The sequence below is a fragment of the Moellerella wisconsensis ATCC 35017 genome (assembly GCF_001294465.1).
Taxonomy (GTDB): domain Bacteria; phylum Pseudomonadota; class Gammaproteobacteria; order Enterobacterales; family Enterobacteriaceae; genus Moellerella; species Moellerella wisconsensis.
Window position 1 is genome coordinate 60,027 of record NZ_LGAA01000019.1, and the last position, 14,159, is coordinate 74,185.

The 14,159-nt window shown below is 38.6% G+C and carries 13 protein-coding genes and 2 tRNA genes; 10 read left to right on the forward strand and 5 right to left on the reverse strand.

Translation table 11 applies throughout. The annotated features are described in order from the left end of the window. Positions 1-415 precede the first annotated feature (415 nt). The gene (locus M992_RS10710; protein ID WP_053908603.1) at positions 416-655 is read right to left on the reverse strand and encodes a DUF1289 domain-containing protein; all 240 of its coding nucleotides are present in this window, start codon (positions 653-655) and stop codon (positions 416-418) included. A 166-nt stretch (positions 656-821) separates the two neighbouring features. Between M992_RS10710 and gloA the strand changes: the two genes are divergently transcribed. Together gloA and rnt are read left to right on the forward strand one after the other, a co-directional pair. After that, positions 822-1,229, forward strand: coding sequence for a lactoylglutathione lyase (gene gloA / locus M992_RS10715; protein WP_047255567.1), 408 nt, complete (start codon positions 822-824; stop codon positions 1,227-1,229). A 191-nt stretch (positions 1,230-1,420) separates the two neighbouring features. After that, positions 1,421-2,071 carry a ribonuclease T gene (gene rnt, locus M992_RS10720; RefSeq protein ID WP_053908604.1) on the forward strand — a complete coding sequence of 217 codons (651 nt, stop codon included), beginning with the start codon at positions 1,421-1,423 and terminating at the stop codon, positions 2,069-2,071. 84 nt (positions 2,072-2,155) lie between these two features. Here the strand turns inward: rnt and M992_RS10725 are convergent, their stop codons facing one another. Continuing rightward, on the reverse strand, positions 2,156-2,503 hold the full coding sequence (locus M992_RS10725; RefSeq protein WP_053908605.1) for a Grx4 family monothiol glutaredoxin: 348 nt from the start codon (positions 2,501-2,503) through the stop codon (positions 2,156-2,158). A gap of 600 nt (positions 2,504-3,103) precedes the next feature. Here M992_RS10725 and sodB point away from each other — a divergent pair. Then, entirely contained in the window at positions 3,104-3,682 is a 579-nt protein-coding gene (gene sodB, locus M992_RS10730; protein WP_053908606.1) for a superoxide dismutase [Fe], read from the forward strand. Between the two features lie 117 nt (positions 3,683-3,799). Here the strand turns inward: sodB and cydH are convergent, their stop codons facing one another. Further along, on the reverse strand, positions 3,800-3,883 hold the full coding sequence (gene cydH / locus M992_RS15630; RefSeq protein WP_134473792.1) for a cytochrome bd-I oxidase subunit CydH: 84 nt from the start codon (positions 3,881-3,883) through the stop codon (positions 3,800-3,802). A gap of 322 nt (positions 3,884-4,205) precedes the next feature. Between cydH and purR the strand changes: the two genes are divergently transcribed. Further along, positions 4,206-5,231, forward strand: a complete 1,026-nt coding sequence (purR, locus tag M992_RS10735) for an HTH-type transcriptional repressor PurR (protein ID WP_053908607.1) — start codon at positions 4,206-4,208, stop codon at positions 5,229-5,231. Between the two features lie 3 nt (positions 5,232-5,234). Here purR and punR read toward each other — a convergent pair whose 3' ends face one another. Beyond that, entirely contained in the window at positions 5,235-6,137 is a 903-nt protein-coding gene (punR, locus tag M992_RS10740; RefSeq protein WP_053908608.1) for a DNA-binding transcriptional activator PunR, read from the reverse strand. Between the two features lie 309 nt (positions 6,138-6,446). Between punR and punC the strand changes: the two genes are divergently transcribed. Together punC and cfa are read left to right on the forward strand one after the other, a co-directional pair. Continuing rightward, entirely contained in the window at positions 6,447-7,670 is a 1,224-nt protein-coding gene (gene punC, locus M992_RS10745) for a purine nucleoside transporter PunC (protein ID WP_053908609.1), read from the forward strand. Between the two features lie 377 nt (positions 7,671-8,047). After that, positions 8,048-9,196 (forward strand): cyclopropane fatty acyl phospholipid synthase, encoded by a 1,149-nt coding sequence (gene cfa / locus M992_RS10750; RefSeq protein ID WP_053908610.1) that lies wholly within the window; start codon positions 8,048-8,050, stop codon positions 9,194-9,196. A 152-nt stretch (positions 9,197-9,348) separates the two neighbouring features. Here the strand turns inward: cfa and M992_RS10755 are convergent, their stop codons facing one another. Continuing rightward, positions 9,349-9,975, reverse strand: coding sequence for a riboflavin synthase (locus M992_RS10755; protein WP_053908611.1), 627 nt, complete (start codon positions 9,973-9,975; stop codon positions 9,349-9,351). Positions 9,976-10,179: 204 nt separating this feature from the next. On the opposite strand from M992_RS10755, the gene M992_RS10760 reads away from it, so the two are divergent. The 4 genes from M992_RS10760 (at position 10,180) to pykF (ending at position 13,976) form a co-directional block, all read left to right on the forward strand. Next, a complete protein-coding gene (locus M992_RS10760) occupies positions 10,180-11,553 on the forward strand; it encodes an MATE family efflux transporter (protein ID WP_053908612.1) in 1,374 nt (457 codons plus the stop codon). A 174-nt stretch (positions 11,554-11,727) separates the two neighbouring features. After that, positions 11,728-11,804: transfer RNA gene (locus M992_RS10765), tRNA-Val, on the forward strand. A gap of 42 nt (positions 11,805-11,846) precedes the next feature. Then, positions 11,847-11,923 (forward strand) — tRNA-Val (locus tag M992_RS10770). Positions 11,924-12,563: 640 nt separating this feature from the next. Then, the gene (gene pykF / locus M992_RS10775) at positions 12,564-13,976 is read left to right on the forward strand and encodes a pyruvate kinase PykF (RefSeq protein ID WP_053908613.1); all 1,413 of its coding nucleotides are present in this window, start codon (positions 12,564-12,566) and stop codon (positions 13,974-13,976) included. Positions 13,977-14,159: the final 183 nt, after the last annotated feature.

Consider the following 14,159-nt stretch of genomic DNA (forward strand, 5'->3'; position numbering starts at 1 on the left):
ATTTCACAGAACATATAAACATTTATAGTTATATTTACGAACAAAAAATATAAAAATACCTCGTTATAATAACTATCACACTGATACATTGTGACCTAACAACAATAATCTGATTTCAATTAATATTATTTAATCAAATCCATTTTTTTATCTATAGGTAATAGTCACGCAGATAGACAGTGCAATAAGAATATCCTTACTCTAAATTCTAATCTATTTATTTTTACATTAATATTATGTTTAATTTACATAAAGTGAATAACATTAAATAAAACACATTTAAAAACAAAGTAGTATAGTTAGTCTTAAAAGCATTTATCTGATTTTGTGAACTTCACTTTATTATACTTATTTTGAATAAATTACAAATAGAGTCAATTATTGCTCTAATTAAATATAATTAATATGCTATTTATTAAAATAAACTTTGTTGCTGTGTATCATTATTTTGTTCTACTATTTGTTGACGTGTAAAGCGTATAAATCGCTGACGACAAAGACGTAACAGATTTCTTTTCTGACTATCTGAATAATTAATCCAATTAAAACGCTCATCTCGGGTACGATAACAGCCTCGACAGTAACCTTGCTCATTAGTTTGACAAATACCCCGGCAAGGACTTTGAAGCTCAAAAAACTCAAGTTGCTCCGCCATTGTTATCCCCTAAAATAAAATCACATTTATCATGTTATTAATTATAGCTCTTTCACTTATACCCTTAAAATATCAGGCAGATCAATTGTATTATCATGTGCATACGCGTTATATTAGGTGCTAAATCGATTTTTGATTCAAATAGTCAACATAAGAGAGGGTTATTATGCGCTTACTTCATACCATGCTACGCGTTGGTGATATGCAACGTTCGATTGATTTCTATACTAAAGTATTAGGAATGCGTCTTTTGCGTACTAGCGAAAATACCGAATATAAATATTCTCTAGCGTTTGTAGGCTACAGTGATGAAAGCGAAGGTGCTGTCATTGAGTTAACCTACAATTGGGGTGTTGACAGCTATGACATGGGTAATGCTTATGGTCATATCGCTCTTGGTGTTGATGATGTCGCCCAAACATGCGCCGATATCAAAAAAGCTGGCGGTACGGTAACCCGTGAAGCAGGTCCAGTAAAAGGGGGTTCAACCATTATTGCTTTTGTTGAAGATCCCGATGGCTATAAAATTGAGCTCATCGAAAATAAAAGTGCTAGTCACGGCCTCGGCAACTAATATTACGCCTAGATTTATAGGCACGCATTCTAAGTTCGGATCCTAACTACTCCATCCGCTAAGAGTGCTTAACTCTTGGAAAAATCGCTATGCTGTGATTTTTCTGAGGGTTCTTCAATATTCATCCCTGCAAAATTATGCTGATTTTGGCATAATATGAATTAACCTCAAAAACTGTAAATGAAATTCTAATGTCTGAAAAGTCTGATAAAAATAATTTAAACGCTCTGGTTAATAGATTCAGAGGATATTATCCTGTGGTCATTGATGTGGAAACGGGCGGGTTTAATGCCAAAACAGATGCATTACTCGAAATAGCAGCAATTACCTTAAAAATGGATCACGATGGCTGGCTGAAAACAGACGAGACCTTACATTTTCATGTTAATCCCTTCGAAGGTGCTATCCTTGAACCTGCTGCACTGGCCTTTACAGGTATCGACCCCAACAATCCATTACGCGGTGCAGTCAGTGAATATGACGCACTGCATGCTATTTTTAAAATGGTTCGTAAGGGTATGAAAAACGCTAATTGCCACCGGGCAATTATAGTTGCTCATAATGCGACGTTCGATCATAGTTTTGTTATTAATGCGGCAGAACGCGCGGGATTAAAACGTAATCCATTTCACCCTTTCGCAACCTTTGATACTGCCGCATTAAGTGGCTTGGTATTTGGTCAAACTATTTTAGCCAAAGCCTGTTTGACTGCGGGCATACCTTTTGATGCTAAACAAGCTCATGGTGCGCTTTATGACACTGATCGCACTGCCCTACTGTTTTGTGAAATAGTTAATAAATGGAAAAAATTAGGTGGCTGGCCGTTAGCTATTACTGAATAATCAACGAGTAATTAATCCATAAAAAAACCGCAGAGAACATAACATTCTCCTGCGGTTTTTTATACTAGCGAAATAGCTTAATAATTACTCAGCTTTTGTTTCATCAGCTGAACGATATTTATCCGCAGTTTCTTTAATCAACTTAGGCAATTCGCCGCGCTGATACATTTCCATAATAATGTCACATCCGCCGACTAATTCACCATCGATCCATAATTGAGGAAATGTTGGCCAGTTAGCATATTTAGGTAACTCGGCACGAATATCTGGATTCTGTAAAATATCCACATAAGCGAAACGCTCGCCACATGCAGAGAGTGCTTGTACAGCCTGCGCGGAAAAACCACAGTTTGGAAGTTTTGGAGAGCCTTTCATATATAATAGAATTGGGTTTTCTTTGATTTGGCGCTCAATTTTTTCAATAGTTGTCATTCTTACTTCCTTAAAACTAATATGTGCTGGTCTGTCAGCCCAATATTGCTGTAATAAACAATATTAAACAATTGTAGATAAAACAATTGCAGCTGAATTAAAAAGTTCAATACCTGAACATTGTATGTGTCTTTGTCTATACCGATACCAAACCGACCACATCAGATCCAGTATCTGTATACCTAATCGGTATACTTATAATAGTAAAACACACATTTTGGGCGGTGCCGTTTCAATGCAGGCTGCCTACTCCATGTAATCAAACACACTACCTAGAATATGCATTTTGTTTACAATAATACATTACTATAACATTACCGGTTTAAAAAAGGGATCATTATCCCTGCATGGTGTCTATTATTAACCCGTCTGATGACTAATCTCAAGATGAATTAAAATGAACTTATAAATAATATATAAATATTTTGTATTATAAGACACTGTGATTTTTATCTAATGTTGTTAATATGATAAGTAAAATAGAGGCAGTTGATCTTAACGATGCTGTCCTTAGAAATAGAAGCACCCTTTTGGCTCAATTATCGAGCAAAACCCAAAGTAGCAAACTATGAAATACAATAGTTTAACAAGGAGTATGCAATGTCATTTGAATTACCCGCTCTACCTTACGCAAAAAATGCGCTCGAACCACACATCTCTGCTGAGACTCTTGAGTATCACTACGGTAAACACCACAATACATACGTTGTAAACCTGAATAATCTGATCAAAGGCACTGAATTTGAAGATAAATCTTTAGAGCAGATTATCAAATCTTCTGAAGGTGGCGTATTCAATAACGCGGCTCAAGTTTGGAATCACACATTTTACTGGCACTGCTTAGCTCCAAATGCAGGTGGCGAACCTACAGGTAAAGTCGCAGAAGCTATTAACCAAGCATTTGGTTCTTTTGCTGAATTCAAACAGCAATTTACTGATTCTGCGGTTAAAAACTTTGGTGCCGGTTGGACTTGGTTAGTAAAAAAAGCCGATGGCAGCCTAGCTATTGTTAATACGTCAAATGCAGCCACTCCAATCTCAGGTGAAGATAAACCTCTTCTGACCGTTGATGTTTGGGAACACGCGTATTACATCGATTACCGTAATGCTCGTCCTCAATACATGGACAACTTCTGGGCATTGGTTAACTGGAAGTTTGTTGAAGAAAATCTGGCTTAATGATTAATAAAGTAAGAGCAGAGATAGCTTTTGACTCTTACTGATAGATTAAGGGCGAGACATTCATCCCGCCCTTAATCTAATGATTTCAATTGTTGCTTTTAGCAGCCAGAACAATTAAAAAATATGTGCTACAAATGCAATAATCATCACTAATGCACCTAATGCGGTGCAGAGTCCGAATTTAAGATCTGTATCCATGATATTTGCTCCTATTGATATTCCAATAACGTTATATGCTGATGCTATAATATTTAACTATGCTAGCTGATGCTTATAAAGCTCCATCAAATAACTAAAATTGACTAGCTACTAATTAGTATCTCACAGTAAAAAATTAAAACCACGCAATATATCACATGTTATAACATCAATTATTACTTTCGTTTTTGCGCTAGATCAGACAAAATTCATGACAAATCGCTAAATTATTGTCAGACAACCTCTTATGCCTCAATATACTGACAACTTTTAATAAAATTATATTATAAGACCACTTATTGGTCAGGAGTCTTTTTACATCATGGCAACGATTAAAGATGTGGCAAAACGCGCAGGCGTCTCTACCACAACCGTATCCCATGTTATTAATAAAACGCGTTTCGTCGCCGAAAATACTAAGATTGCCGTCTGGACGGCAATTAAAGAACTGAACTATTCACCTAGTGCAGTTGCGAGAAGCTTGAAAGTTAATCACACCAAATCTATTGGATTACTGGCAACCTCAAGTGAGGCACCGTATTTTGCTGAAGTTATTGAATCGGTTGAAAATAGCTGTTACGACAAAGGATACACGCTAATTTTATGTAATTCTCATAATAATTTAGGCAAACAAAAAGCCTATTTACAAATGTTAGCGCAAAAACGTGTTGATGGCTTATTAGTCATGTGTTCAGAATACCCTGACCATTTGATTACTATGTTAGAAGAATATCGGAACATCCCTATGGTTGTCATGGATTGGGGAGAAGCACGAGGTGATTTTACTGACACCATTATTGATAATGCGTTTCATGGCGGTTATCTCGCAGGGCGTTATCTTATTGATCGCGGTCATCGTGATTTAGGGATTATCCCCGGTCCATTAGAACGCAATACGGGAATTGGGCGCTTAAATGGTTTTAAAAAGGCGATGGAAGAAGCTAAAATTACCTTACGTGATGAGTGGATAGTCCAAGGCAATTTTGAGCCCGAATCAGGTTATTCCGCCATGAGCGAAATTCTAAGTCATAAGCACAAACCTACGGCTGTATTCTGTGGTGGGGATATTATGGCGATGGGTGCAATTTGTGCTGCCGATGAAATGGGCTTGCGCGTTCCACAAGATATTTCAATTATCGGTTATGATAATGTACGCAATGCGCGCTATTTTACGCCAGCACTGACCACAATCCATCAGCCTAAAGAACGTTTAGGTCAGATGGCCTTTTCTATGCTGTTAGATCGGATTATCAATAAACGCGAAGATGTACAAACCATTGAAGTGCATCCACGCTTAGTTGAACGCCGCTCAGTAGCGGACGGTCCTTTTATCGATTACCGCCGATAACGTTTATCGCAACCATTCGGCATTAAGTGTTTCGCTGTCGCCCAAATAATTGAGCAGCCAACTTAATGCCGGAGACGCATGGTTTTCGACCCACGTTAAGCAACACGGACTTTCAGGGAATGGCTGGCAAAGTTGTAAATCAACTAAAATCCCTTGTTCACATAACGGTAAAGCCCGATGTTCTGGGATTACTCCCATGCATAATCCTGCTTTTAAACACGCTAACCCATTTTCCCAACTCGGTACTATCATTCGCTGCTGATTATTCAACGCCCACGTTTCTCTTTTAGGTAAATTTCTTGAAGTATCCTCTAAACATAAACTGGGAAACGGTCGTAATTGATCATCGGTCAATGGACCTGCCACACTTGCCAATGGATGTCGATGATTAACCACACAGCGCCACGGCATAAATCCCATATCTTTGAAGCTGTAGCGTTCTCCAATTGGCGAAGCGCGAGTTGCACCAATAGCAACATCTACCCGACCATCGGCTAAAGCATCCCAAACGCCATTAAAAACTTCGGGATAAATATACAGCTCTACATCAGGAAAATGTTGATAAAAATCTAAAATAAGTTGTTCCGTTCGCTGAGGTTTAACTATTCCATCAACCGCAATACTTAGCTGTCCACGCCAACCGTTGGCAATTTGTTGACAATGGTGACGAGTATCATCCATTTTTTTGATAACAGCGCGCGCTTCTTTAATAAATACCCGCCCAGCTTCAGTAAGTTCAACATCACGATGACGCCGTTCAAACAATGGTATTGCCAGCCATTCTTCCAATTGTTTAACTGTATAGCTAATCGCAGAAGGAACTCGATGTAGCTCAACGGCTGCTGCACTAAAACTACCGGTTCTAGCAACAGCATCTATAACTTCCAATGAATACGCTGACCACATAACCTTCCCTTCAAAAAATTTAACAGCATTATGCAAATATTACCGTTTTACTTTGAAAAATGACAGACGATACAATGAAGCATCGATTAAATTTATATTCCAAATAATTTGAGTCGTAATAAATCTCGATTCAACACCTGCTGGGTATCCAAATTTAAGCAATAATAAAGACTAACTAATAAAGATTATTATTAGTCGATTGCTAATAGTGAGTCATAATAAGGTTGAGCTGTCAGTAAAATAAATTCTGCATCAGCCTCTTGATAGCTCGTGGATATCACTCAATTTTTCATCTAAAAGATTAATAAAATGACACAGAACGCTGTAAAAAATTCTTCCGGATTTCTATTTTATCTCGCTGGACTAAGCATGCTTGGCTATCTAGCTATTGATATGTATTTGCCCGCCTTTGGTGCGATGCAGATCTCATTAAATACCTCAGAGGGCGCAATTAGTGCGTCACTAAGTATTTTTTTAGCCGGTTTTGCATTTGCTCAACTACTGTGGGGTCCGCTGTCTGATAAATTAGGCCGCAAGCCAGTTTTAATCATCGGGTTATCGCTATTCACCTTAAGTTGCCTCGGTATGATCTGGGTAACGGATGCTACGCAATTATTAGTATTACGTTTCTTACAAGCCGTCGGCGTTTGCTCGGCAGCCGTCTTATGGCAGGCCTTAGTGATTGACCGCTATGATTCAACTCAGACGCAAAAAGTATTTGCCACCATTATGCCTCTCGTCGCTTTATCTCCGGCATTAGCGCCATTATTAGGTGCTTGGGTATTAGTCCACGGTGAATGGGAATATATATTTTTAATCTTAATGTTCGTTACTCTGCTGTTATTAATACCGACACTATTATTAAAAAATATTCGTCCACAAGCCTATAACCAAGAAACACAAGCCACAGAGCCAAAGCAAAAAGTGTCATTTTGGCAAATATTTAAATCCAAAACCTTTGGCGGAAATGTATTAATTTATGCCTCTTGCAGTGCCGGTTTTTTTGCTTGGCTCACCGGTTCTCCCTTTATTTTACGCGATATGGGTTATAACCCTGCGGATATCGGCCTTAGCTATATTCCACAGACTATCGCCTTTATTATTGGTGGATATGGTTGCCGTTTCTTATTAGCCAAAATAAAAAGTGAAACTTTATTTCCCCTGCTGCTCATTGGTTATGCAATAAGTATGGCGATATTATTTATAATATCGGTATATAGCTCACCGAGCTTATTTGTAATTTTAATTCCATTCTGTTTTATGGCGGCAGTGAATGGTGCATCTTATCCTATTGCTGTGGGGAACGCGTTGGGGGCATTCCCAAATGCCAGCGGTAAAGCGGCTGCATTACAAAACTCGCTGCAGTTAGGTCTGTGCTTCTTTGCTAGCTTATTGGTTTCTGCTTTAGCTGAAAATCCACTTATCGCAACAACCGCAGTAATGGCTGGAACTATTATTCCAATGATTATTGGATATATTATCCAATATAAAAAAGCTGTATCTAAAAATACGATTACTGCCGTCGAGCAATAATCGAATAAAATTTAGGATTATTCTTAAATAAAAAGCCACTCATAAGAGTGGCTTTTTTAGTCATTGAGAAATTAACCTTTGGCTCATATACTTATGTCACTTCTTATTTTTTACGAAGTGATTTTTGAGTGATCATAATAATAGGTGAATAATAACATCTAAATAATAACGTCTAATCTTAATCGGTTCCATTATCCCGTCTGATTAGGTAATAATTGTCTAAATATTGGTCTGGAAGTATCTCAGTTTAATTTTTACCTCTACATAGATAGTAAAAGGTTGTCGTAATAACTTATAAAATATCAATAATTTAGGCTTATCGACTCCCTTGAAATATTTAATCATCTCGAAATCCTTCGTGTTATGTTGGAGAGCATATGAGCACTGATGTAGAAGATCCAAAAACAAGCATCGATTCTTGGCAACGAATTGCCAGTGAATTATTAAATCAAGCCGGTATCGAAATTAACGGTACCCGCCCTTATGATATACAGGTGCATAATAATGAATTCTTCAAGCGTGTATTGCAGCAAGGTTCATTAGGCTTGGGCGAAAGTTATATGGATGGCTGGTGGGATTGTGAGCGGCTAGATATGTTTTTCGATCGCGTATTACGCGCTAAATTAGATAAGAAACTGCCCAACAACTTAACCGATATAATGAAAGTAGCCATGGCCCGGTTACGCAATTTACAAACTAAAAAACGTTCTTGGATGGTCGGTGAAGAGCATTATGATCTAGGCAACGATTTATTTTCTCGTATGCTAGACCCTAATATGCAGTATTCATGTGGATACTGGAATAACGCAGATAATTTAGCCCAAGCACAAGAAAATAAACTCGACTTAATTTGCCGCAAATTAGCCTTAAAGCCGGGAATGAGATTATTGGATATTGGCTGCGGTTGGGGCGGACTATCAGCCTATGCAGCACGCCATTATCATGTTTCCGTCACGGGCGTCACTATTTCAAAAGAACAGCAAAAGTTAGCACAACAACGCTGCCACGACTTAGATGTTACTATCCTGCTGCAAGATTATCGTGACCTCAATGATAAGTTTGATCGAGTGGTTTCAGTAGGGATGTTTGAACACGTCGGCCCGAAAAACTATGCCACTTATTTCGATGTCGTGCGTCGTAATATCAAAAATGATGGTCTATTCTTATTGCATTCTATTGGCTCCAATGAACATAAAGTCAATGTCGATGCTTGGACTGGCAAATATATATTCCCCAACGGTTGTCTGCCCTCAATTGAAAATATTGCCCATGCCAGTGAAGGTAAATTTATTATGGAAGATTGGCATAATTTTGGTGCAGATTATGACCGCACATTGATGGCGTGGTATGAGCGTTTTCTGAGCGCATGGGAAGAAATAGAACAAAATTATACTCCCCGTTTTAAACGCATGTTCAGTTATTATTTGAATGCTTGTGCCGGAGCCTTCCGAGCTCGAGATATTCAATTGTGGCAAATATTGTGGAGCCCTGAAGGTGTTTCAGGTGGGATCCGAGTTCCGCGTTAACTCATCCCGAGAGAATAAAACATTGCCTCAATTATTTAATAAAAAATAACTCTCTAGCTCATGCCGGAGAGTTATTTTTTTAAAATATTATGGTAAAAAAGTTTAATAATTATTAACACTCCTTAGCCATTTAATAATTTTCAATTTATCAACTATCCAACAACATTGTACTGCTGCTGCGCCAACACACGTTCAACTGTATCTACGATAGCTTGTGTCTGTGGATCAATTTCGATATTCACCGTATCACCCAGACGTTTGGCACCTAAAGTGGTTCTTTCTAAAGTTTCTGGGATCAAATGCACACAAAAACGATTATTAACCACTTCACCAACGGTCAAACTAATACCATCAATAGAAATAAAACCTTTATGTAAGATATACTTCATCACGGTTTTGTCATGAACAGAAAACCAAATTTGATGATTATTTTCAGAGGTGAAGATTTTTACTATCTCAGCCGTAGTGACAATATGTCCAGAAACTACATGACCACCAATTTCATCGCCGTATTTAGCTGCACGTTCAATATTAACCAATGAGCCTACTTCCAATTGGTCTAAATTAGTTAATCTCAATGTTTCTTTAATTAAATCAAAGCTGATATTATCGCCATCAATTTTACTCACAGTGAGACAACAGCCGTTATGAGCAACAGAGGCTCCGGTTTCTAACCCGGGAAGCAATTCAGGGGGGAATTTGACTACATGTGTACGAAAATTTGGTTTTTCAATAATATCAATAATCAGGGCTTTACCCTGCACAATACCAGTAAACATCACGCTTCTCCATATTATATCTTTCTCAACATAGTTTACCTCACAAATAGTATAGATCTAGCGTTTAAATGAACGATAAATCATAATTATCTTTGTTGGCTTAAATTAACAAAGTATATAGAATGCAGCATCAGATTAACCGTTTGATTTATCATAAATCATCGTTATTTCATCATTATAAATTATTCAACAAAAGGTGTATACGTGCAGAAATACTTTACCGAAGCGCGTAGTTTGCTCGCTCTAGGGATCCCTATTATCCTCGCTCAATTCTCGCAAACTGCGATGGGTGTCGTTGATACTGTCATGGCAGGAAGCGTCAGTGAAACAGATATGTCAGCAGTGGCTGTTGGAACATCTATCTGGCTACCGACCATACTATTTGGCCACGGTTTATTGATGGCATTAACGCCAGTGGTCGCTCAAATGAATGGCTCTGGGAGACGAAATCTAGTTGGAAATGCTATCCAACAAGGTTTATGGATGGCATTTCTGTTATCCATCATGGTGATCTTGGTTTTATATAACAGCAAATGGATCATCGGCAATATGCCACATATTGACCCGGAATTAGCCGATAAAGCAGTACGTTTTTTGCACGCTATTATGTGGGGAGCACCGGGATACTTATTTTATCAAGTATATCGTAGCCAATGCGAGGGATTATCTAAAACTAAACCTGGCATGGTGATCGGATTTTTAGGATTACTAATAAATATCCCGATTAACTATATTTTTATCTATGGTCACTTTGGCGCACCAGCACTTGGTGGCGTAGGCTGTGGTGTGGCGACTGCCTCCGTATTCTGGGCAATGTTTTTCTTTATGCGCTGGTATACTAAAAAAGCTCCTTCACAACGTGATATTCGTGCCAGCAAAAAATTTGCGGCTCCCGATCCAGTCATGCTCAAACGTATCTTTGTTTTAGGGCTGCCTATCGGTTTAGCTCTATTTTTTGAAGTTACGCTGTTTGCTATAGTCGCACTGTTAGTTGCACCACTTGGTGTAGTGGCCGTCGCAGGGCACCAAGTGGCACTGAATTTCAGTTCGTTGATGTTTATGTTCCCGATTTCATTAGGGATAGCGGCAACCATCCGTATTGGGTATAGCTTAGGTCAGGATTCAACCGCGGCGGCAAAAGTATCGTCATATACCAGTCTCGTGGTCGGATTAATTCTAGCCTGTATGACTGCATTAGTTACTGTGACCTTACGTGAACCTATTGCTCTTATGTATAACAAAAATCCAGAAGTGGTTATTTTGGCCTCGCACCTGATGCTATTTGCCGCTATCTATCAACTGTCGGATTCAGTGCAAGTTATTGGGGCTGGTATCCTGCGTGGCTATAAAGATACACGTTCAATTTTCTTTATTACCTTTATTGCCTATTGGATTTTAGGATTACCGAGTGGATATATATTAGGTTTAACCGATATTATCGTGCCGCATATGGGCCCTGAAGGATTCTGGATTGGATTTATTATTGGTTTGAGCGCCGCCGCTATTATGATGGCATGGCGAATTTGGTGGATCCATCGTCAACCAGATGCTTTGGTATTGCAACGCTCTATGCGCTAAGCTGTTTACTTAAATGGACCACAATCGTGCATAATTTTTCAACCACGATTGTGGTTTTTCAACCAGATAGCTGCAAATACGAGCAATCAAACAATAAAGTGCATTTTTCCTCTTGCCAGAATGACAACAGAACGTTAATATTCGTTCCCGTTGTCACCCAGACAATTCAACGATGCGTCCGTAGCTCAGTTGGTTAGAGCACCACCTTGACATGGTGGGGGTCGGTAGTTCGAGTCTACTCGGACGCACCATTTACTGTTAGTTGAGTAGTAATAATATAAAGATTTAACGATGCGTCCGTAGCTCAGTTGGTTAGAGCACCACCTTGACATGGTGGGGGTCGGTAGTTCGAGTCTACTCGGACGCACCATTTTACTGTTCAATACTTTTCTTATCCCCTTCCCTTGGTATATTTCTACTTATTTATCAATTATATTATTTACTTAACACTATTTATTTTGCTTAGCTTTACTAAAATCCTGTTTTACTAATCCAAAATTCCAAGCTTAATCACAAATAATTCTCTATATGCCCATTCATCAATTCAATCATTAGCATAATAATCTTAGATCTCCTATAATATTTGAAATAACACTTTTGCTGTATCAGCTAGAGTGATTATGTCCCTTGGATTATGTTGATTTGCGCAACGACATTTAACAATCTGTTACCTAAGCTCTTACTTATTGGCTGTTTTTTTGATAATAGATATTTTTTAAACTGATTTTTTAAATTTTGATTTAACTCACATAAATTAATGTCTATAATGTTATTCCAGTAGCTGAAAGGTTTCATCAAAGAATAATCAGTAAGTTAGTGATAGTATTGCACGTGAATAACTAAGATTAATAATTTAACTATGTGATCTACATCACTAAATTAACCCGTTAAAATACCGGCTGCCGCCACCCCGTGAGTAGTGACTGTTGCGCAACAAACCAAGATTTTACATTGCTACTAACACAAGGTGTGCAGTATACAATTTTCCTTTTAACCTTAGATAGACTGCCATGAAAAAAACTAAAATTGTTTGTACCATCGGTCCAAAAACCGAATCAGAAGAAAAACTGAATCAACTTCTTGATGCCGGCATGAATGTCATGCGTCTCAACTTTTCTCACGGTGACTATGAAGAACATGGTCAACGTATCAAAAACTTACGTGCTGTCTGCGCTAAAACAGGTAAACAAGCCGCTATCCTACTCGATACTAAAGGCCCTGAAATCCGTACCATGAAACTGGAAGGCGGCAATGACGTTTCTCTGGTTGCTGGTCAAGATTTCACCTTCACTATCGATACCTCTGTTATCGGTAATAAAGATCGCGTGGCGGTAACTTATGAAGGTTTACCACGCGACCTAAAAGCTGGCGATACTGTACTGGTTGACGATGGTCTAATTGGTATGCGTGTTAAAAATGTCACTGCGACAGAAGTTGTTTGTGAAGTTTTGAACAGCGGTGATTTAGGCGAGAAAAAAGGCGTTAACTTACCGGGCGTTTCTATCGGCTTGCCTGCTTTAGCTGAAAAAGATAAAGAAGATTTAGTTTTCGGTTGTGAGCAAGGCGTTGATTTCGTTGCCGCTTCATTTATTCGTAAACGTTCTGATGTCGAAGAAATCCGTGCGCATTTAAAACAGCATGGTGGCGAGCATATCCAGATTATTTCTAAAATCGAAAACCAAGAAGGTCTGAATAACTTTGACGAGATCTTAGAAGCATCAGACGGCATTATGGTTGCTCGTGGTGACTTAGGCGTTGAAATCCCTGTTGAAGAAGTTATCTTCGCACAAAAAATGATGATCAATAAATGTGTTGCTGCACGTAAAATCGTGATTACAGCAACTCAAATGTTAGATTCAATGATTAAAAACCCACGCCCTACTCGCGCAGAAGCGGGTGACGTAGCAAATGCTATCTTAGATGGTACTGATGCGGTCATGTTGTCGGGTGAAAGTGCGAAAGGGAAATATCCTATCGAAGCCGTGACTATTATGGCAACTATCTGTGAACGTACAGACCGTGTAATGCATACACGTATTGACTGCCAAAAGCCAGGTCAGAAACTACGTGTTACTGAAGCAGTCTGCCGTGGCGCTGTCGAAATGTCAGAAAAACTGGAAGTACCATTGATAGTTGTTGCGACCTATGGCGGTAAGTCAGCAAAATCACTGCGTAAATACTTCCCAACTGCGCCTATTTTAGCGCTAACAACCAATGAAGAAACAGCTCGTCAACTATTATTAGTTAAAGGCGTCATTCCTCAAATGGTTGAAGGTTTCTCTTCTACTGATGATTTCTATCGTATCGGTAAAGAAGCGGCACTGAAAAGTGGTTTAGCTAAATCAGGCGATGCTATCGTATTGATTTCAGGTGCATTAGTACCAAGTGGAACTACAAATACTTCATCAGTTCATGTTCTGTAATAGACGCTATCTGAGATAGAGTCTGTTGAGCCTGGTGCTAATCTAGACTCAATCAATTGAACCGCAGGGAAATTCGCTCTGCGGTTTTTTTATGTTTATTTATCTAGTCCCATTCCAGCTTAATTTTCCTGTGGCTTATGTACTGTCAATTTACCCTCTATAATGAATAAATCTCAGATATTT